Here is a 22,343-nt window from a genome sequence, read left to right as displayed (position 1 = left end):
CGCGCGCCGCTTTCAGGCGGGGAGCGCGCGTCCGACCGCCGAGACGATGCGCTCGACATCGGCGTCGGTGGTCGACCAGTTGGAAAACGCGGCGCGGATCGCCGGGCGCCCCCAGAGCATCGTGGGCGTCATGAACGCCTCGCCCGTACCGTGCAGCCGCGACAGGAACGCATCGCGCGCCGCGGCGTCGGAAGCGGGCAGCGCAAAGGCCACGATATTGAGGTGGATTTCGTTGAGCACCTCCATGCCCAGCGCCTCCAGGCCGCGCGCGAGCGTCCTCGCCTGCCGGCAGTTGTCCCCGACCCAGCGCCCGATGCCCTCGCGGCCGCGCACGGCCAGTACCATCCACGCGGCCAGCGCGCGCAGGCGGCGCGAATTCTCCGGCGTGTAGTGCAGCGGATCGGGATCGTCGCCCAGGTACGCCGACGACGCGGCGAACACCTCGCGCTGCAGCTCGGGCCGCGAGACGTAGACCGCGGCGCTGTCGTAGGGCACGTTGAGCCACTTGTGGAAATCGACCGTCACCGAGTCGGCGCCGTCGATGCCGGCCAGGCGCGGCCGGAGCGCGTCGTCGAAGGCGGCGAACAGGCCGAAGGCGCCGTCGACGTGCAGCCAGGCGCCGGCTTCGCGGCAGATCGGGGCCATCGCCTGCAGATCGTCGAAGTCGCCGGTATTGACCTCGCCGGCGCTGGCGACCACCACCGCGGGGCCGGCATGCGCGGCCAGCGCCTCGCGCAAGGCGCGCGCGTCCACCGCCGTGCGCCCGGGCAAGGTGGCGACCGGGACCAGCCGTTCGCGTCCGATGCCGGTGATCGCCATCGCCTTGAGGATGCTCGAATGCGCCGAGCCGGCGAACACCGTCGGCAACGCGCCCTGCGTGCGCGCGGCCCACTGCCGCGCCGTGGCCATCGACACCAGATTGGCGGCGGTGGCGCCGCTGACCATGCGCCCCTGCAGCGACGGCGCGAGGCCGAACTGCGCGGCGTACGCGGCCAGCGTCGCCGCTTCCAGGTCGGCGGCGATCGAACCCACGCGATTGGAGACGTTCTGGTCCCAGGCGCTGGTCAGCCAGTCGGCGGCGAGCGCTTCCGGCGTGGCGCCGCCGGTGACGAAGCCGAGATAGCGCGGACCCGGTGAGGCGGACAGATACGGCGCCACATGCTCGGCCAGATACGCGAACGCCGCTTCCAGACCGACACCCTCGGGAAGCCCGGGCGGCGCCGGCGTGGCGCGCGGGATCACGGCGCGCTCGCGCAGGCCGGCGAGGAAATCGTCGGCCAGGCGCCGCGCGCCGTCGAGCGCGGCGCCGTAGTCGTGGGGCGAAGCCATGCTGTCTCCAGGGGCCGGGGCTGCGTTCAAGGCGGCGACGTGAAGCGATCGCGCCCAGGCGAGGCCATCGACCCTCCCACGCGCGAACGCTCGGGACATTAGCGCATGCGCACCCGCCCGGGAACACGGCCGCGGCGCGACGGCGGCCGCACGCTCAATGCTGCAGCGCCGGCCCGAATCCGCTCTCGCCCCCGGGACGGCGGGCCGAGGGAAACAGCAGCGCGATCGCCGCCGCGCCCAGGCCGACCATCAGCGAGCCCACGTACAGCCAGGTATAGCTGCCGTAGCGGTCGAACAGCCAGCCGCCGACCAGCGGACCGAGCGCCATGCCCAGGCTGGAGAACAGGGTGGCGCCGCCCAGCACCGTGCCGAGGATGCGCGGCTCGAACGCATCGCGCGCCAGCGAGGCGTACAGCGGCATGGTGCCGCCGTAGGCCATGCCGAACACCAGCGCCACGGCATAGAACCCGTCCAGCTGGCTCACGCTCAGATAGCTCACCGCCGCGAACGCCTGCACCAGCAGGCCGGCGACCAGCACCGGCTTGGCGCCGAACCTGTCGCCGAGCACGCCGAACAGCAGCCGGCCGCCGAGGCCCGCGGCGCCCTCCATGCTGTAGATGGTCACCGCCGCCGTCACCGACAGCCCGCAGCCGACCGCATAGCTCACCGTGTGGAAGATCGGCCCCGAATGCGCGGCGCAGCAGGCGAAGTAGGTCAGCGCCAGGACGATGAACGGCTTGGAGCGCAACGCCCGCCCGGCGCTCATTCCGCCGGTCGCGACGCTTGCGCCCTCGCCGCCGGGCGCGGCCGCCGTGCCCGGCGCGGCGCGCACGAACCAGACCGCGGGCAGGGTCAGCGCCCAGGCCAGCACGCCGACGATCTGCAGTGTCGTGCGCCAGTCGTGCGTGGTCAGCAGCCAGGCCACCAAGGGCGACATCGTCATCGGCGCCAACCCCATGCCCGCCGAGACCAGCGACACCGCCAGGCTGCGGCGCCGCTCGAACGAGGCGACGGTGGTGGCGATCACCGGCGCGAAGAAACTGGCCGCCGCCACGCCCATCAGCACGCCGTAGGCGAGCTGGAACTGCAGCAGGCTGCCCGCATGGCTGGCGAGCACGCAGGCCAGGCCCAGCAGCAGCGCGCCGACCATCACCACCACGCGCGGCCCGTAGCGGTCGCTCAGCATGCCCCAGCCGAACCCGGCCACCCCCATGCTCAGGAAGGCCAGGGTCATGGCGCTGGACAGCCCGGCCCGCGACCACCCGGTCGCCGTGCTCATCGGCTGCAGCAGCACCGCCAGCGAGAACACCACGCCCACGGCCACGCAGCCCATCAGCGCGCCGGCGGCCACCAGGGGCCAGTTGCGGTCCAGGGCCGGGGAAGGGGAAGAAGCGGCGGGAACGTTCATCTGGGCGGACTCCGGGGGTTTCCTCCTAGACGAACGGGACGGATGCAAATCGACACCATGCCGGTCCCCGGCGCGCTTTTCCACGGCATCGGCGGAAAACGCCCACCGCCGGACACAGCCGGATCCGGGTCTATACTCGTTTTCCCCTTCGTTTCCGCTGCCCTCCTCATGAGCGACGACACCAAGATCCCTGGCGTTGCCCCTTACGACGGCGCCGCGGGCGGCTGGGGCGCGCTGCGCGCGGTGGCCAAGGCGCTGAGCGGGCAGATGGCCGTGGGTCGCGACATGCTCGCGCTGCGGCGCGTCAACCAGCCGGCCGGCTTCGACTGTCCGGGCTGCGCCTGGCCCGATCCCAAGCACACCAGCTCGTTCGAGTTCTGCGAGAACGGCGCCAAGGCCGTGTCGTGGGAAGCGACCTCCAAGCGCGTGAAGCCCGAGTTCTTCGCCGCCAACACCGTGACCTCGCTGTGGAAGCTCAGCGACTACGCCCTGGAGGGGCTGGGCCGGATCACCCATCCGCTGGCCTACGACGCCGCCACCGACACCTACGTCGCCATCGCCTGGGAAGAGGCCTTCGCGCGCATCGGCGCCGCGTTGCGGGCGCTGCCCGAGGCCGACATGGCCGAGTTCTACACCTCGGGCCGGACCTCCAACGAGGCGGCTTTCCTGTACCAGATCTTCGTGCGCGAGTTCGGCAGCAACAACTTCCCGGACTGCTCCAACATGTGCCATGAGGCCACCAGCGTCGGCCTGCCCCGCTCCATCGGCGTGGGCAAGGGCACGGTGACGCTGGAGGACTTCGACCACTGCGACGCAGTGTTCTGCATCGGCCACAACCCGGGCACCAACCATCCGCGGATGCTGGCCACGCTGCGCGAGGTGTCCAAGCGCGGCGTGCCCATCGTCGCCATCAATCCGCTGCCCGAACGCGGGCTGGAACGCTTTACCTCGCCGCAGAGCCCGGTCGAGATGGCCGCCGACCTGTCCACGCCGATCGCCTCCACCTATTACCTGATCCGTTCCGGCGGCGATCTCGCCATGCTCAAGGGCATGATGAAATGGCTGTTCGAGGAGGATGCGCGCCGTCTCGCTGACGGCGAGGCGGGCGTGCTGGACCGCGCCTTCGTCGAGGAGCACACGCTGGGCCTGGACGCGCTGCGCATCGACGTCGCGGACACGCCGTGGACGCAGATCGAGGCCCAGTCCGGCCTCGACCGCGAGCAGATCGAGACCCTTGCGCGCGTCTACGCCGAGGCCAAGCGGGTGATCGTGTGCTACGGCATGGGCATCACCCAGCACGCCCACGGCACCGAGAACGTGCAGCAGATCGCCAACCTGCTGCTCCTGCGCGGCAACATCGGCCGCGAGGGCGCCGGCATCTGCCCCTTGCGCGGACACTCGAACGTGCAGGGCAACCGCACGGTCGGCATCACCGAGAAACCCGACGATGCGCTGATCGACGGCATCGACCGCGCCTTCGGCTTCCGCCCGCCCAAGCGCCACGGCCACGACGCGGTACGCGCGATCCAGGCGATCCGCGACGGCGAATCGAAGGTGCTGATCTGCCTGGGCGGCAACCTGGCCGTGGCCATGTCCGATCCGTCCGTCACCTTCGAGGCGATGCGCAAGCTCGACCTGGCGGTGCACATCGCCACCAAGCTCAACCGTTCGCACCTGCTGATCGGCAAGCAGTCGCTGATCCTGCCCTGCCTGGGCCGCACCGAGCTGGACGTGCAGGACGGCGTCCAGCAGTCGGTGACGGTGGAGGATTCGATGTCGATGGTGCACGCCTCGCAGGGCGGGCTGCCGCCGGCGTCGGAACACCTGCGCTCGGAACCCTGGATCGTGGCGAAGATGGCCAAGGCCGCGCTGCCGCAGACGCGCGTGGACTGGGACCATCTGGTCGCCGACTACGACCGCATCCGCGACAAGATCGAACTCGTCTACCCCGCCTTCGACGGCTACAACCGGCGCATCCGCGAGCCGGGCGGCTTCCGCCTCTACATCGCCGCCTCCGAACGCAAGTGGGCCACGCCGGACGGCAAGGCGCACTTCCTGGTCGCCCGCGGCCTGGAGGAAGACCCGCACCTGGCGCTGCCGCACCTGAAGCTGGCCACGGTGCGCTCGCACGACCAGTACAACACCACCATCTACGGCCTCAACGACCGCTACCGCGGCATCACCGGCCGCCGCGACGTGGTTTTCCTCAACGCCGAGGACCTCGCCGCGTATGGCCTGGCGCACGGCGACCGCATCGATGTCGAAGTGGTGGGGCCGGACGCCATCGGTCCCGACGGCCAGGTGCGCGCCGTGCGCGGCTTCACCGCGGTGAGCTACACCATCGCCAGGGGCGCGGCCGCCATGTACTACCCGGAAGGCAACGGCCTGATCGGACTGGACGCCTACGACCGGGAGTCGGGAACGCCGAGCTTCAAGTCCGTCCCGGTCGCGTTGAAGCGCGCGGCACCGCAAACGGTGGAGCGGGCCGCGGGCACCTGAAAAGCGCCTTGGGCGGCGCGCCAGGCGAGCGCACATCGACACGGTCCCGGCGCCATGCGGACCGCTCCGCCGCCCGCCCAGGCCGCATCAGTCCGGATGGGAGCCCCAGGACCATGCGGCATTCAAGCGTTCATGCAGATGGTCGACGAACGCCCGGATCTTGGGCGCCACCGATCCACTGCTCGGATACAGCGCGCGCAACGGCGCGGCGGCCGCCCAGTACGCGGGCAGGACGCGGCGAAGGCGGCCGTCGTCGATGGCATCGCTCACGTCCCAGATCGACTTCAGCACGATTCCGGCGCCGTCCAGCGCCCATGCCACGGCGGCGGTGCCGTCGTTGGTGATCATGGCGCCCGTGACGCGCACCGCGACATTCTCCTCTCCCCGGAACCGCCATTCGGTTTGCGGCTGCGCACCGATCAGGATGCACCGGTGCGCGGCCAGCGCCGTCGGGTGGTGCGGCGTGCCGTGGCGGGACAGGTAGGCGGGCGAGGCGCACAGCACGTGGTAATCGGGCGCCAGCGACTGCGAGATCAGCGACGCGTCTTCGAGATTGCCGAAACGTACCGCCATGTCCAGATCGCCGCCGGCGAAATCGTCCACGGACTCGACCAGGTTCAGCTGGATCCTGAGCTGCGGATGCTGCCGCTGGAATTCGCCCGCGATGGGCGCCAGCCAGCGGCGGCCGAAATCGACCGGGGCCGCCATCTTCAGCAATCCGCCCATGCTGCCGCGGCAATCGGACATCAGCGCCTCGGCGGCATGCACCTCGGCCAGGATGCGCTGCACCTGCGCATGGAACAGCACCCCCTCCCCGGTCAAGGCCTGTCGCCGCGTGGTCCGCCGCAACAGCCGGACGCCGAGGCCGGCTTCCAGCTTCGTCAGGCGCTTGCTGATCATGGTTTGCGACAGGCCCAGCTCACGCGCCGCCGCCGACAGGCTTCCGGTCATGACGATCCTGTCGAACGTCACGAGGTTGGGAAGGCTGTCGATCATGTCGCGGTTGCCGGCTCCAGGAGTCATGTCGTCGACCATCGACGCGGCGATCAGCGTGCCCCGGCCCGTCCGCATCGAATGCTCGTCGCATGCGCCCATGCCGGCTTCGTATTCCACGATGCCCTCAGTATTTTCCGACGAGATTGAGGAACCAGCCCCGGTGGTCGTAGTCGAAATTGGTGAGGTCGTCGCTGAAGTCCGTGAAGTTGTAGCCGACGCCGATACGGAAATTGCGCCCGATATCGCGATCCAGGCCCATCAGGAATCCGGCGCGATCGCCGCCGTCCTCCACGCCCAGCCAGCGATATTCGGCCAGCACGTTCCACTCGGTGGTGATGCCGTAGCGCACCTGCCCGGCCAGGAACGTGGCCGTGGCATCCGCCCACTCCCCTGTCATTCGGCCCATGCGCACCTCGCCCTTGCGGCGTGCCGCCTTGAGGGCGAACTCCCAGTCGTGGAGCGGGTGGTACACGCCTTCCAGCGACAGCACCTGCGAGCGCTGGTCGTAGAAGGCGATGCTCTCGTCCTGGGCAAGCGTGGAGACGTCGTACAGGTAGGTGTAGCGGCCGAGCAACGCCCAGCGCGTGCTGTCCCAGGGGCGCCAGGCGAAGCCGAAGTTGCCCTCGATGAACCTCGCCCCGGCGCTCGGATCGATCTCGTCGTCGGTATCCGAGTAGTTCAGGCGCGCCGCGATCCGGAAGCTTTCGCTCACCTTGTGGGTCAGGTGATTGGTCGCGACCCATTGCTCGCGGCGCTCGGCGCCGCTGTCGCGCCGCCACTCCAGCTTGCTCTGCCACTGGGTGGCATTGGAGGTGCGTCCGCCGTTGAGGCTGATCGCGCGCCGGTCGACGCCGCCCGCCCCGGTGTCGAGGTCTGCCTGCTGCAGGGTGAAGCCGGCGTTCCAGCCGACGGCCGGATAGAAATCCATGCCGAAGGTGTGCGCCAGTCCCGATTCCTGCGGCGCCTTGAGGTACTGGCTCTCGTTGAAGACGTTGACCTGGTTGCTCAGGCGCCAGCGCTGTCCGAGCGTCCAGCCGTCCTGCACGCGGTTGTTGAACAGCGGGTCGAAGTCCTCGTCGGTGGTGGAGAAGGCGTAGCTGCCGTAGAAGGTGTGATCGGGCGTGAGCCGGTATTCGGCGTTCACCACGGCCGCGTCGCCGCGATCGCCGGTCGTATACTCGGCGCCGACGCTGGAAAGCGTGCCGAACAGGTATTTCGCGCCGACGATGTAGGCGTCGTTGTCCTCGTAGCGGCCGCCGTCGTCGTCGAGCGTGACCTGCGCCGTGCCGTAGACATCCAGCGTACTGCCGAAGCGGTGCTTGTACTGCACGGCGCCGAGCGTTCCCGCGCCTTCGCCGCGCCGGCGGTCTTCCTCGACCCGCCGCACCTCGGCGCTCAGCGTGTTGGCGTCGTCGATCCGCCATTCGCCGGTGAGTTGCGCCTGGGTCAGGCTCTGGTCGCCGCTCTGGGCACGGCTGAAGCGGCCGTACACGTTGAGATTCGGCGCGAACTGCCCCAGCACCTCGACCCCCTCCTCCTCGATCCCCAGGCCGGTGTCGAACCGCGCGATCGAGTAGCCCGCGTCCACGCGCCGCCACCAGGCGCCGGCGGACCAATCCAGCGAGGTCCAGCCGAGCTCCTTGAAGTTGACCCGCGCCTCGACCGCGCTGGCTTCGCCCTCGCGGCGCCCGCCCAGCCCGTTGAGCTGGGTGAAGCTCAGGCCGCCGTTGCTGGAGAAGAACACCGGCGCGCTGGTCGCCTCGGTCTTGCTGTGCTCGACCTTGAGGTAGGTGCCGCGGCCGGCCTGCAGCGTGAGGTCCGCGCCGGTCATGGTGTAATCGTCGCCCGCGCGATTCTCGTCGACGTAGGTCAGGCCGACCCCGACGTGATCGCCGAACCAGTGCTTGCCGCGCACGCCGGCGGTCACCTCGTCGGCATTGAAGCCGGTCGGCACATACTCGTAATCCACGAGCATCACCGGCGTGAGGCCGTCCAGCGGCGTATCCCGGGTCAGCCGCCTGCCGTTGTCGACCGTGATCGGCAGCACTTCGCTGAGGATGATGCGGCCCTGCAGATTGTCGATTTCGTAGTCCGCGCCGGGCCGAAGCTCGACCCGCTGCTCCACGCGCCCGGTGGTGTTGTCGCGAAGCTCGATCGCGACCTGTTCCGATCCGGGCAGGATGTCGGTGTTCTTCAGGTAGAACACGCTGGTGCCGATGCCCGTGAATTCGTTGTGCCCCGGCGCGGACTGCGCCTCGGAACCGAAGGCGCGCAGCTCGGACTTCGGCTCGCCCCAGGCGTTGCTGGCGCGGCTGCGCCAGTTCAACGCGCCGCCGTAGAGCGATCGCACGTACTGGCCGTATTCGGTCCCGGTGATTCCGGTCTGGTAATTGCCCCACAGCGCCTGGCTCTTGTCCCAATCCACGCGCACGTACAGCCGGCCCATCGTGTCGACGTCGCGATAGGTGGAAGAGTCGTCGCCGTAGACCGGGTAGTATTCGTCGGGGTCCAGCCGGCGGAAGATGTCCTGCGGATCGGCGTCCCAGAATCCGTTGAACAATTCCCTGGCCTCGCGCTCCTGCGTATCCGCCTGCGCGGTGACCAGGTACTTCCCCTTGATCTTGCCTTTCAGGTAGAAGGCCAGGCGGCCGTCGACGATGAGGCTGTCGTCGTAGCGCTCCGCGTCCTGGCCCAGCGGCTCGACCGATCCGGAAACGCTGTTGCCCGACACCGTGAGATCGGCCAGCGCGACCGCGAACATGTAGCGCCCGCTGACGTCGACGTCCAGGACGTGGCGCAGCGGTTCGCGCTGGCCTTCCCCGCCGATCTCGATGTCGTACTTGTGCCGGCCGACCGGCTCCAGGTATTCGGCGACGAGCTTGCGCTCCAGATCGACCGGGAAGGTCCTGCCGTTGATGCGGATGCTGGCGTTCTCGGGCAGGTTGCGCCCCTGGATGCGGATCCGCGACCCGTAGATCGGGATGTTCTGCAACCGCAGCGCATTGGAGCCGAACACGCCGTCGATCTGCGACTGCGCCTGCGCCTGGTCGGCGGTGAAGGCCTGGCCGTGCTGGCGTTCGACGCTGTTGCGCAGCATCTGCGCGCCGCGCTCGGCTTCCTCGGGCTTGACCAGCTGCAGGCGTCTGGGCCACGTCTCGTCGAAGCTGCCGTCGGCGCCATATGCCCGAACGATGTAGGTCAGCTCGTCGCCCTGGCGGGCCTCGAGCCCCGCCGGCAGGGCGCCATCCCACTCGACATCGCTCACCGTCCCCACCGGCAGCGGCACCGTGGCCAGCGGATCGACCAGGTCGACGTCGCTGGCGCGATACACCAGCACCTCGGCCTTCTGGATGAAGGACGCATAGTTGTTGTAGGCGTAGAAGCGCACCGGCTTGGTCACCCGCGTGCCGTCGAACGGCACCAGCGAGGGCGCCGATACGTCGAACGAAGGCAGGCCGAGGTTGGGATCCTCGGTCGCCCAGATCACCCCGCCGTTGGGCAGCTGCACCGACCACTTGCCGATCGCGATCGCCTTGCCGGGCTGCTCGGTCTGCACGTCGACCCGCCGGTCAGGCTGAAGCGCCTGCGACGCGGCACCGCTGCCGGCGACCGCTTGGCGCTCGCCGCGCGTCCGCACCCGCATCAGGATCTCGCCGTCGCCGGCTTGCGCTTGCGGCGCGTTCGGCGGCGTGGCGGACGGCTCCTGGGCGGCGGCCAATGAAGCGCATCCGAAGATCGCGCCCGCGAGGGCGGTATGCAGCATCGTCTTGTTCATCGTCTTGTTCATCGCGCTCCCCTTCATCGGTGCTGCAGGCCGACAGGGGCCGTCGGGTCGTCACTGATCTCCACGCGCAACCTGCCGCGCAGCTCGGGCGCGAGCTTCGCGGCGATCGCCTCGTAGACGGCCTTCGCCCGGCGCAGGCCGAGTTGCACGTTGTAGGCATCCGCTCCGCGCCGATCCGCCTTGCCGACGACGCCGATCACCAGCGGCCCGGGCGCCCGCGCCGCGAGCGCGCCGATGTCGGCCGCCATCTTCTCCACGACCGCCGCGTACTCGGGCTTGATCTGCGCGCGATCGGTGTCGAACAGCACCGTCCCCAGGATCGGCGACTCGCCCAGCGAGACCAGCAGGCTTTGCGGATCGTCGGCGTCCGCGCGCAGGCTCACGGTCAGGCCCGCGGCCTCTTCCGGCGAGAGCCTGGCCAGCAGCGCCTCGCGCACCGCCTTCGCCCGGTCGTAGGCGAGCGTTTGCGACTCGCCCGTGGCCGCGATGACGACCTCGCCGGCCTTGTGCCCGCGCACCTGCCCGGCGATCTCGTCGATCCTCGGCAGATCCTGCTCGCGCAGTTCGGCGCTTTCCGGCGCGAACGGCACTGCGCCCAGCACCGTCTCGAGCTTCTCCTCGGCGCCCTGCACCAGGCCCGGCGGCAGCTTGACGCCGAAGTCGAAGCGCACCGGCAGTCCCGGCGTGATGCGCCGCACCAGGGGGTTGTCCGTGGTGAAGGCGCTGCCCGGCGGCAGCGTTGCCGGATCGACCTTGAGGATGAAGTTGCGGCCGCGCTCCCAGCGCCCGCCGTCGATGCCGATCACGTGGTAGCGGCCGAATTGGTCGGTCTCCGTCAACAGCCCCTCGACCGATGCGATGCGCACGCCGGGGATGCCCCGCTCGTCCACGCCCTCGTTGCGGATCACGTAATCGACGCGGTAGCCGCCTTCGATCTGCGCGATCCTGCGCTCGACCTTCGGCGCGGCCGCGTTGAGGTTCCTCGCCGCGTCGCCGCCGCGCTCCACCCGCGTGTTGCCGGCGGCGTCCATCCGAACGCTCACGCCCTGCGCCGTGGTCAGCACGAAGCCATCGGTGAACGCCAGCGACTTCAGCGTCTGGCTCACCACCGCCTGATGCGCGGAAGCCGGATCGGCGTCGGACTGGCGCCCGCCGATGTCGCCGACGGCGATGCCGTGCAGCAGGGGCGAACTGGCGTCGGCTTCCGGCCGCGGGCCCGTGCCGCGATCGACCGTGGTCGAGTTCGCCACATAGGCTTCCGGCGCGAACCCACCCTGCACCCGCACGCCGGTCATCGCGGCGCTGTCCTGCCAGCCGTCGCCGTCGCGGTCGTCGAACACCGTGCCCAGGATCAGGGACTCCTCGATCAGGGGATCGGCCACCAGCTGCACGCTGGCCGTGGCGATGTTCGATACCGGCTTGCCCTCGTCGAGCAGCTGCGCGGTATTGGTATGGATCCCGCCGCGCACGCCGGCTCCGACCCGCAGCAGGTAGGTGACGACCGCGCGGTCGCCCGCGGCGATGTCGATCTGCTCGATGCGGATCGGATAGGCCCCCACCAGCCGGCCGGCCGCGTCGCGATCGGCGACCGTGAGCGATCCGTCCACCAGGGTGAAGCCCGGCGGCGGCGTGTCCACGAGCGAGGCGTCGACCACGTCGGCCTGGCCGATGTTCTCCAGCGTGAGCCGGTAGCGCACCAGATCGCCGACCTTGACGTCGCGAGGCCTCGCCTCCTTGACGATCCGCACCAGGGTCGGATCGGGTTCCACCTCGATCTTGGCGACCGCGGTCGCCGTCACCGTCTCCGAGGTGCCGCCCGGCGCGCGGGCACTGGCGGTCACGCTGTTGTCGAGCGTGCCGTCGCCGCTCGCCGCCTCGGCCGAGGTGATGGTGTGCGTGTAGCTGGCGCAGGTCGCCGTGGCCCCGGGCGCGAGGCGGGTCGGCGTGCAGGCCAGCGTGGTCGGCGCGCCGCCCTCGAGCGTATCGGTTACCGCGACATCCGTCAGCGTGACGTCGCCGGTGTTCGTCGCCGTGACCTGGTAGGTAATGACATCGCCGGTATTGCCCACGCCCGGCGTGCCGCCGTCGGTGGTCAGCGTCGCGGTCTTGGTCGCGGCCAGCGCGGGATGCTGCACCACGACCACGGTGGCCGTCGGCGCGCAGTCCGGATCGGTCGATCCGGCCGGGCAGGCCTCCGGCGGCAGGCTGCCGCCCGGCGGCGGGTCGGTGGTCACGCGAGCCGTGTTCACGATCCGGCCCGCGTCCACGTCCGCCTGCGCCACCACGTAGGTGCCCGTCAGCACGCAGGTGCCCTGCGGCTGCACCCGTGCGCAGGTCGCCGACTGCGGCGTGAGCATGCTGTCGCCGACCAGCACGTTCAACAGCGGCACGTTGCCGGTGTTGGTGACCGTCACCACGTAGGTCAGGGAGTCGCCCAGGCTGACGTCGCCGCTGCCGTCGGCATCGTTGTTCGCCGTCTGCGCCTTGGTCGAATCCAGCTTCGGCGCCGGCAGGGTGGTCGGAGTCGTGGTGCTGTCCGGATCGCTGGTCACCGGCGTGCCGCCCGGCGGCGTGCCGGATGCGGTCGCGCTGTTGTCCACGCTGCCGTGCGCCACGTCGGCGTCCGTGATCGTATAGACCACCGGTCCGCAGGCCGCGGTTCCCGCCACCGGCACGGTCGAGGGCGTGCAGGCGATCGGCTCGGCGGAGAGCTTCGGATCGTTGACCGCCACGTCCTGCAGTTCCACGTCACCGGTATTGGTGACCGTGAAGCGGTAGGCGATGGTGTCGCCCGCGTCGACGATGCCGTCGTTGTTGGCGTCCACGGGCGCTTCGGCGACCTTGTCCAGCGACAGGTTCGGCGCGACCACCGTGATCGTGACCACCGCCTCGTCGCAGACCGGGGTCGGCGTCGAGGTGTCGCACACCTGGTAGGTGTACGTATCGGTGCCCGTGAAGCCCGGGTTCGGCGTGTAGGTGCAGTGGCCCGCATCGTCGCAGCCCACCGTTCCGTTCCTGGGCTGGCCGGTGATCGTCACGGACGCCGGATCCAGCGGCGCGCCGGTGCTGCTGTCGTTGTCCAGGACGTTCGTGGCGACCGGGGTGGACGGCGTGGTCGTTGCGGCGTCGTCGGTGGCCGTCACCGTGTTCGGCTGGACCGTCACGGTCACCGTGGCCGTGTCGCAATTGTTCGGGTTCTGGTTCTCGCAGATGGTGTAGGTGAACGTGTCGGTGCCCGAGAACCCCGGCTTCGGCGTGTAGGTGATCGTGCCGTCGTCGTTGACGGTGATCGTGCCGTTAGCCGGCGGCGTGGTCTGGGTGACGGTCACCGTCGAAGGCGACACGGGCACGCCGTTGAGCGTGTCGTTTCCGAGCACGGAGATCGCCACCGGCGTGTTCTGCGGCGTGGCCGCGCTGTCGTCGACCGCGACGATCGGCGTCGAATCGACGACGATCGTCGCCGTGGCGGTGTCGCAGTTGTCCGGGTTGGCCTTCTCACAGATCGTGTAGGTGTAGTGGTACGTGCCCGCGGTGGTGCCCGGCGCAATCGTGATCGTGCCGTCGGGGTTCATGGTGATGCCTCCCTGGGCGGGCGTGGTATCCAGCGCGCCCGGCGTCAGGGCGACGTCGGCTGGGACGACCGGCTGGCCGTTGAGCGTGTCGTTGCCCAGCACCGTCGGCAGGTTGCCGCCGTTGGCGCCGCTGACCGGCGTGGCGCTGTAGTCGTCGTCGACCGCATCGATCTGCGGCGGCGCGACCACGATCGTTGCCGTGGCGGTGTCGCAGTTGTCCGGGTTGGCCTTCTCACAGATCGTGTAGGTGTAGTGGTACGTGCCCGCGGTGGTGCCCGGCGCAATCGTGATCGTGCCGTCGGGGTTCATGGTGATGCCTCCCTGGGCGGGCGTGGTATCCAGCGCGCCCGGCGTCAGGGCGACGTCGGCTGGGACGACCGGCTGGCCGTTGAGCGTGTCGTTTCCGAGCACGGAGTTCGCCAACGGCGTGTTCTGCGCCGTGGCCGCGCTGGCGTCGACCGCGACGATCGGCGTCGAATCGACGACGATCGTCGCCGTGGCGGTGTCGCAGTTGTCCGGGTTGGCCTTCTCACAGATCGTGTAGGTGTAGTGGTACGTGCCCGCGGCGGTGCCCGGCGCAATCGTGCTCGTGCCGTCGGGGTTCATGGTGATGCCGCCCTGGGCGGGCGTGGTATCCAGCGCGCCCGGCGTCAGGGCGACGTCGGCTGGGACGACCGGCTGGCCGTTGAGCGTGTCGTTGCCCAGCACCGTCGGCAGGTTGCCGCCGTTGGCGCCGCTGACCGGCGTGGCGCTGTAGTCGTCGTCGACCGCATCGATCTGCGGCGGCGCGACCACGATCGTTGCCGTGGCGGTGTCGCAGTTGTCCGGGTTGGCCTTCTCGCAGATCGTGTAGGTGTAGTGGTACGTGCCCGCGGTGGTGCCGGGCGCGACCGTGATCGTGCCGTCGGGGTTCATGGTGATGCCGCCCTGGGCGGGCGTGGTATCCAGCGCGCCCGGCGTCAGGGCGACGTCGGCCGGATCGACCGACTGGCCGTTGAGCGTGTCGTTGCCCAGCACCGTCGGCAGATTGCCGCCGTGGGCGCCGCTGACCGGCGTGGCGCTGTAGTCGTCGTCGAGCGCATCGATCTGCGGCGGCGCGACCACGATCGTTGCCGAGGCGGTGACGCAGTTGTCCGGGTGGGCCTTCTCGCAGATCGTGTAGGTGTAGTGGTACGTGCCCGCGGTGGTGCCGGGCGCCACCGTGATCGTGCCGTCGGGGTTCATTGTGAAGCCGCCCTGGGCGGGCGTGGTATCCAGCGCGCCCGGCGTCAGGGCGACGTCGGCCGGATCGACCGACTGGCCGTTGAGCGTGTCGTTGCCCAGCACCGTCGGCAGATTGCCGCCGTTGGCGCCGCTGACCGGCGTGGCGCTGTAGTCGTCGTCGGTCGCATCGATCTGCGGCGGCGCGACCACGATTGTCGCCGTGGCGGTATCGCAGTTGTCGGGGTTGGCCTTCTCGCAGATCGTGTACGGATAGGTGTACGTCCCCGCGGTCGTGCCCGGCGCAATCGTGATCGTGCCGTCGGGGTTCATCGTGATGCTGCCCGCGGCTGGCGTCGGCGCCGTGCCCGGCGTCAGAGTGACGTCGGCCGGAACGACCGGCTGACCGTTGAGCGTGTCGTTGCCCAGCACGGTCGGCAGGTTGCCGCCGGAGCCGCCGTTGACCGGCGTGGCGCTGTAGTTGTCGTCGACCGCATCGATCTGCGGCGGCGCGACCACGATCGTTGCCGTGGCGGTGTCGCAATTGTCCGGATTGGTCTTCTCGCAGATCGTGTACGGGTAGGTGTACGTTCCCGCGGTGGTGCCAGGCGCGACCGTGATGGTGCCGTCCGGATTCATGGTGATGCTGCCCGCGGCCGGTGCCGGCGCCGTCCCCGGGGTCAGGGCGACGTCGGCCGGACCGACCGGCTGGCCGTTGAGCGTGTGATTGCCCAGCACCGTCGGCCGGTTGCCGCCGTTGGCGCCATTGAACCGCGTGGCGCTGTAGTCGTCGTCGACCGCATCGATCTGCGGCGGCGCGACCACGATCGTTGCCGTGGCGGTGTCGCACTTGTCCGGATTGGTCTTCTCGCAGATCGTGTTCGGGTAGGTGTACGTTCCCGCCGTGGTGCCAGGCGCGACCGAGATGGTGCCGTCCGGATTCATGGTGATGCTGCCCGCGGCCGGTGCCGGCGCCGTCCCCGGGGTCAGGGCGACGTCGGCCGGAACGACCGGCTGGCCGTTGAGCGTGTCATTGCCCAGCACCGTCGGCAGGTTGCCGCCGTTGGCGCCCTTGACCGGCGTGGCGCTGTAGTCGTCGTCGACCGCCTCGATCGCCGGCGGCGCGACCACGAACGTCGCCGTGGCGGTGTCGCAGTTGTCCGGATTGATCTTATCGCAGATCTAGTACGCGTAGGTGTACGTCCCCGCGGTCGTGCCCGGCGCAATCGTGATGGTGCCGTCCGGATTCATGGTGATGCGGCCCGCGGCCGGTGCCGGCGCCGTCCGCGGGGTCAGGGCGCCGTCGGCCGGAACGACCGGCTGGCCGTTGAGCGTGTCATTGCCCAGCACCGTCGGCAGGTTGCCGCCGTTGGCGCCATTGACCGGCGTGGCGCTGTAGTCGTCGTCGACCGCATCGATCGCCGGCGGCGCGACCACGATCGTCGCCGTGGCGGTGTCGCAGTTGTCCGGATTGAGCTTCTCGCAGATCGTGTACGGATAGGTGTACGTCCCCGCGGTGGTGCCGGGCGCGACCGTGATCGTGCCGTCGGGGTTCATGGTGATGCTGCCCGTGACCGGCGTCGGCGCCGTGCCCGGCGTCAGGGTGACGGCGGCCGGAACGACCGGCTGGCCGGTGAGCGTGTCATTGCCCAGCACCGTCGGCAGGCTGCCGCCGTCGGCGCCGGTGACCGGCGTGGCGCTGTAGTCGTCGTCGACCGCATCGATCGCCGGCGGCGCGACCACGATCGTCGCCGTGGCGGTGTCGCAGTTGTCCGGATTGCGCTTCTCGCAGATCGTGTACGGAGAGGTGTACGTCCCCGCGGTGGGGCCGGGCGCGACCGTGATCGTGCCGTCGGGGTTCATGGTGATGCTGCCCGTGACCGGCGTCGGCGCCGTGCCCGGCGTCAGGGTGACGTCGGCCGGAACGACCGGCTGGCCGTTGAGCGTGTCATTGCCCAGCACCGTCGGCAGGTTGCCGCCGTGGGCGCCCTTGACCGGCGTGGCGCTGTAGTAGTCGTCGACCGCATCGATCGCCGGCGGCGCGCCCCCGATCGTCGCCGGGGCGGTGTCGCAGGTGTCCGGATTGAGCTTCTCGCAGATCGTGTACGGATAGGTGTACGTCCCCGCGGTGGTGCCGGGCGCGACCGTGATCGTGCCGTCGGGGTTCAGGGTGATGCTGCCCGTGACCGGCGGCGGCGCCGTGCCCGGCGTCAGGGTGACGGCGGCCGGAACGACCGGCTGGCCGTTGAGCGTGTCATTGCCCAGCACGGTCGGCAGGCTGCCGCCGTCGGCGCCGTTGACCGGCGTGGCGCTGTAGTTGTCGTCGACTGCGTCGATCGGCGCGGCATCCACCGGGACGGTGATCGTGGCCGTGTCGCAGTTGTCCGGATTGGTCTTTTCGCAGATTTCGTACACGATCGTGTACGTCCCCGCAGGCGTGCCCGGCGGCACGCGAACCACGCCCGTGGCCGGATCCAGCTCCGGCACCGGGCCGCCATTGATCGGCGTGGCCGGCGTCACCACCCGACCGGTGATGTCGGCCGGATCGACCACCTGGCCGTTCAGGGTGTCGTTGGCGTAGGCGTTGCCCACGTTCGGATTGCCCGTCGTGCCGCTGACGGAGCCATAGGTGTCGTCGACCGCATCGATCGCCGGCGGCGCGACCACGATCGTCGCCGTCGCGGTGTCGCAGTTGTCCGGATTGAGCTTCTCGCAGATCGTGTACGAATAGGTGTACGTTCCCGCGGTGGTGCCAGGCGCGACCGTGATCGTGCCGTCCGGATTCATGGTGATGCTGCCCGCGGCCGGTGCCGGCGCCGTGCCTGGGGTCAGATTGACGTCGGCCGCAGCGACCGGCTGGCCGTTGAGCGTGTCGTTGGCCAGCACGGTCGGCAGGTTGCCGCCGTTGGCGCCGCTGACCGGCGTGGCGCTGTAGTCGTCGTCGACCGCATCGATCTGCGGCGGCGCGACCACGATCGTTGCCGTGGCGGTGTCGCAGTTGTCCGGGTTGGCCTTCTCGCAGATCGTGTAGGTGTAGTGGTACGTGCCCGCGGTGGTGCCGGGCGCGACCGTGATCGTGCCGTCGGGGTTCATGGTGATGCTGCCCGCGGCCGGCGTCGGTGCCGTGCCCGGGGTCAGGGTGACGTCGGCCGCAGCGACCGGCTGGCCGTTGAGCGTGTCGTTGCCCAATACCGTCGGCAGATTGCCGCCCTTGGCACCGTTGACCGGCGTGCTGCTGTAGTTGTCGTCCACCGCGTCGATCGGCGGCGCCGCCACAACGATCGTCGCCGTGGCGGTGTCGCAGTTGTCCGGGTTGGGCTTCTCGCAGATCGTGTAGGTGTAGTGGTACGTGCCCGCGGTGGTGCCGGGCGCGACCGTGATCGTGCCGTCGGGATTCATGGTGATGCTGCCCGCGGCCGGTGCCGGCGCCGTGCCTGGGGTCAGAGTGACGTCGGCCGCAGCGACCGGCTGGCCGTTGAGCGTGTCGTTGCCCAATACCGTCGGCAGATTGCCGCCATTGGCACCGTTGACCGGCGTGCTGCTGTAGTTGTCGTCGACCGCGTCGATCACCGGCGGGGCGACTACGATCGTCGCCGTCGCGGTGTCGCAGTTGTCCGGATTGCTCTTCTCGCAGATCGTGTACGGGTAGGTGTACGTTCCCGCGGTGGTGCCCGGCGCGACCGTGATCGTGCCGTCGGGGTTCATGGTGATGCGGCCCGCGGCCGGCGTCGGTGCCGTGCCCGGGGTCAGGGGTACTCCGGCCGCCGCGACCGGCTGGCCGTTGAGCGTGTCGTTGCCCAATCCCGTCGGCAGATTGCCGCCATTGGCACCGTGGACCGGCGTGCTGCTGTAGTTGTCGTCGACCGCGTCGATCACCGGCGGGGCGACTACGATCGTCGCCGTCGCGGTGTCGCAGTTGTCCGGATTGGTCTTCTCGCAGATCGTGTACGGGTAGGTGTACGTTCCTGCCGTCGTGCCGGGCGCGACCGTGATCGTGCCGTCGGGATTCATGGTGATGCTGCCCGCGGTCGGCGTCGGCGCCGTGCCCGGCGTCAGGGTGACGTCGGCCGGATCGACCGGCTGGCCATTGAGCGTGTCGTTGCCCAGCACCGTCGGCAGGTTGCCGCCGTCGGCGCCGTTGACCGGCGTGGCGCTGTAGTTGTCGTCCACCGCGTCGATCGGCGGCGCCTCCACCACGATCGTCGCCGTGGCGGTGTCGCAGTTGTCCGGATTGGTCTTCTCGCAGATCGTGTACGGGTAGGTGTACGTTCCCGCGGTGGTGCCCGGCGCGACCGTGATCGTGCCGTCCGGATTCATGGTGATGCTGCCCGCGGCCGGCGTCGGCGCCGTGCCCGGGGTCAGATTGACGTCGGCCGGATCGACCTGCGCGCCGTTGAGCGTGTCGTTGGCCAGCACGGTCGGCAGGTTGCCGCCATTGCCACCGTTGACCGGCGTGCCGCTGTAGTTGTCGTCAACCGCGTCGATCAGCGGCGGGGCGACCACGATCGTCGCCGTGGCCGTGTCGCAGTTGTCCGGGTTGGCCTTCTCGCAGATCGTGTAGGTGTAGTGGTACGTGCCTGCGGTCGTGCCCGGGGCGACGGTGATCGTGCCGTCCGGATTCATCGTGATGCCGCCCTGGGCCGGCGTCGTATCCAGGGTTCCCGGGGTCAGGGTGACGTCGGCCGGATCGACCGGCTGGCCGTTGAGCGTGTCGTTGCCCAGCACCGTCGGCAAGTTGCCGCCGTCGGCACCGTTGACCGGCGTGCTGCTGTAGTTGTCGTCCACCGCATTGATCGGCGGCGCCACGACCACGATCGTCGCCGTCGCGGTGTCGCAGTTGTCCGGAGTGGTCTTCTCGCAGATCGTGTAGGGATAGGTGGACCTGCCTGAGGTCGTGCCCCGCTCCAACGTGTTCGAGCCTACGGGGTCGACGGATCTGCTCGCGGCCGGCGGCGTCGCCTGCGGGCCCGGCGTCAGCGTGACGTCGGCCGGATCGACCGGCGGGCCGTTGAGCGTGTCGTTGCCCAGCACCGTCGGCAAGGTGCCGCCGTCGGCACCGTTGACCGGCGTGCTGCTGTAGTTGTCGTCCACCGCATTGATCGGCGGCGCCACGACCACGATCGTCGCCGTCGCGGTGTCGCAGTTGTCCGGATTGGTCTTCTCGCAGATCGTGTAGGGATAGGTGTACGTGCCTGCGGTGGTGCCCGGCGCGACCGTGATCGTGCCGTCGGGGTTCATGGTGATGCTGCCGGCGGCCGGCGTCGGCGCCGCGCCCGGACTCAGATTGACGTCGGCCGGATCGACCTGCGCGCCATTGAGCGTGTCGTTGCCCAGCACCGTCGGCAGGTTGCCGCCATTGGCACCGTTGACCGGCGTGCTGCTGTAGTTGTCGTCGACCGCGTCGATCACCGGCGGCGCGACCACGATCGTCGCCGTGGCGGTGTCGCAGTTATCCGGATTGGTTTTCTCGCAAATCGTGTACGGGTAGGTGTACGTTCCCGCGGTGGTGCCCGGCGCGACGGTGATGGTGCCGTCGGGGTTCATCGTGATGCTGCCCGCGGCCGGCGCCGGTGCCGTTCCCGGCGTCAGGGTGACGTCGGCCGGATCGACCTGCGTGCCATTGAGCGTGTCGTTGTTCAGTACCGTCGGCAGATTGCCGCCAGAGCCGCCGTTGACCGGCGTGGCGCTGTAGTTGTCGTCCACCGCGTCGATCGGCGGCGCCTCCACCACGATCGTCGCCGTCGCGGTGTCGCAATTGCTCGCGTTGTTGTCGTCGCAGATGGTGTAGGGATAGGTGTACGTCCCCGCGGTGGTGCCCGGCGCGACCGTGATCGTGCCATCCGGGTTCATCGTGATGCTGCCCTGCGCCGGCGTGGGCGCCGTCCCGGGCGTCAGTGCGATCTCCGCGGGATCGACCGGCTGCCCGTTGAGCGTGTCGTTGCCCAATACCGTCGGCAGGTTGCCGCCATTGGCGCCGTTGACCGGCGTGCCGCTGTAATCGTCATCGACCGCATCGATCTCGACGTGGCGCTGATTGATGAAGGTGCAATCGATGGTTTCGCCGGCTTCCGGTATCAGGCTGAAACTGGTGCCGTTACCGCTGGTGTCGCCGATCACCGTCGGCGCCGCACCACGGTTGCCGCCGCCGGCGATCCGGCCACTTCCTGCACCGCCACCTCCGTCTCCATTCCCGGCCCCGCTGCTGCCACTACTGACGCTGCAGCTGTACGTGGTGTCGTAGTGGGCCAGGTCCGCGCCGTTGGCCCCGGTTTCGCTGAAGGTGAAACTGGTGCCGGCGGGCGCCGGACTCACCGTCACCACGCCGTCGGCGGTGCTGCCGGAGCCGGTCGTGGTCACCGACGATCCGCCCGGACCGGTAATGGTCAGGGCGAACTGGTCGGCCGGCACGTAGCGGCCGTCGGGCAGTTGCTTGCGCAAGTGCAGGTTCGCCTGCCCGGTATTGACGAAAGTGCAGGTGATGGCCTGGTTGGTGCCGTAGTCTGCCGATGCGATGGTCAGCCGCTGCGTATTGCTGTCCAGCGTGGACGGCACGCCGTTGCCGGTGGCGTCCTCGCATGTCGCGCTGGTGACTTCGTAGTTGTCCACCTGCCCTTCGGTAATCACGATCGCCTGGCTGTGATCGGTCACCGGAAAGCTCGCGGACGAGGCGGGATTGCCGTTGGCGGTATTGAGGCTGGGATTGGCGCCGGTGAGGTTGCCCAAGGTGAACGGGAACAGGGCGGTGCCGCCGATGGACTGCTTGCGCACGACCACGCTGGAGCCCAGGAAGCTGAAGCCGATCTCCAGGCCGTCGCCGATGCCCGTCGCCCCGGGACCGACCGCGAGGTAGCCCACCGGATCGACGGTAAACGTCAGGCTGCTGATGCCGGTGCCATTGAAGCGCACCGAACCGCATGCAGTCCCCGCAGTGGCGCCGTTGGCGACCGCGTTGCACTCGAGCTGTGCGGCGTCGATCCGCACATTGTTGGCGCCGACGTCGCGCTGGATCGCATTGCCGTTGACCAGGAACTGCGCATTGCCGCCCAGTCGCGTCAGGCTGACGCTGCCGCCCGAACTGTTGGAACCGCTCAACGTCCAGCGCGAGCTGTTCGCGTAAGCAGTTTGGCCCGTGCCGGAACCGCCACCCAGCCTGTCGAAATGCATGACCGGGTTGTCGACCGGCTTGTTGAAGTTGACGGTGATCGTGCGGCCCGGCACGAACCCGAACGGCAGATTGACTTGCAGCGAGTTGGCTCCGGCGATCGTGCCGCCGTAGGGTTCGGTCCAGTAGTTGGTGGTATTGAATCTTGAGGTGGCGCCTCCGGTGTAGTCGGCGGCCGCGTTGCCGGTGGAACCGCTGACGGTCACCGCGATCCCGCTGGTCGTGGTGGTGGCACTGGTATCGCTGGTGACCGTCCAGACGCCGGTGACCAGCGCCAGGACCGGGCCGCAGCACAAGGCCAGCAGCAGTCCAGCCAGTCCGCGCCACGATCGCCGCTTGCGCAGGCCGTCGGAGCGTGTGACCGATGCAATTTTCCCGTGTCGCCGAATCCCC

The 22,343-nt window shown here is 69.5% G+C and carries 7 protein-coding genes; 1 reads left to right on the top strand and 6 read right to left on the bottom strand.

The genetic code is table 11. The features are described from left to right. Positions 1–12: 12 nt before the first annotated feature. Both MD221_RS07085 and MD221_RS07080 read right to left on the bottom strand, forming a co-directional pair. A complete protein-coding gene (locus MD221_RS07085) occupies positions 13–1,329 on the bottom strand; it encodes a pyridoxal phosphate-dependent decarboxylase family protein (protein ID WP_242108952.1) in 1,317 nt (438 codons plus the stop codon). A gap of 154 nt (positions 1,330–1,483) precedes the next feature. Beyond that, positions 1,484–2,737 (bottom strand): MFS transporter, encoded by a 1,254-nt coding sequence (locus tag MD221_RS07080; RefSeq protein ID WP_242108950.1) that lies wholly within the window; start codon positions 2,735–2,737, stop codon positions 1,484–1,486. A 168-nt stretch (positions 2,738–2,905) separates the two neighbouring features. On the opposite strand from MD221_RS07080, the gene MD221_RS07075 reads away from it, so the two are divergent. Next, the gene (locus tag MD221_RS07075) at positions 2,906–5,236 is read left to right on the top strand and encodes an FdhF/YdeP family oxidoreductase (RefSeq protein ID WP_242108948.1); all 2,331 of its coding nucleotides are present in this window, start codon (positions 2,906–2,908) and stop codon (positions 5,234–5,236) included. 87 nt (positions 5,237–5,323) lie between these two features. Here MD221_RS07075 and MD221_RS07070 read toward each other — a convergent pair whose 3' ends face one another. From MD221_RS07070 to MD221_RS07055, 4 genes are read right to left on the bottom strand one after another with little or no spacing between them, the layout of a single operon-like run. Next, positions 5,324–6,349: a LysR family transcriptional regulator gene (locus MD221_RS07070; RefSeq protein WP_242108945.1), complete on the bottom strand. Its 1,026-nt coding sequence runs from the start codon at positions 6,347–6,349 to the stop codon at positions 5,324–5,326. A gap of 7 nt (positions 6,350–6,356) precedes the next feature. Beyond that, positions 6,357–10,019, bottom strand: coding sequence for a TonB-dependent receptor (locus tag MD221_RS07065; protein WP_242108942.1), 3,663 nt, complete (start codon positions 10,017–10,019; stop codon positions 6,357–6,359). Between the two features lie 11 nt (positions 10,020–10,030). Continuing rightward, positions 10,031–15,919 carry an Ig-like domain-containing protein gene (locus tag MD221_RS07060; RefSeq protein ID WP_242108940.1) on the bottom strand — a complete coding sequence of 1,963 codons (5,889 nt, stop codon included), beginning with the start codon at positions 15,917–15,919 and terminating at the stop codon, positions 10,031–10,033. A 51-nt stretch (positions 15,920–15,970) separates the two neighbouring features. Further along, positions 15,971–22,246 carry an Ig-like domain-containing protein gene (locus MD221_RS07055; protein WP_242108938.1) on the bottom strand — a complete coding sequence of 2,092 codons (6,276 nt, stop codon included), beginning with the start codon at positions 22,244–22,246 and terminating at the stop codon, positions 15,971–15,973. Between the last annotated feature and the right edge of the window lie 97 nt (positions 22,247–22,343).

This window comes from Luteimonas aquatica (genome assembly GCF_022662575.1).
In the GTDB taxonomy this organism is placed as follows: Bacteria; Pseudomonadota; Gammaproteobacteria; order Xanthomonadales; family Xanthomonadaceae; genus Luteimonas; species Luteimonas aquatica.
The sequence above is the reverse complement of the archived record's forward strand: the minus strand, read 5'-3'. Positions and strand labels throughout refer to the sequence as shown.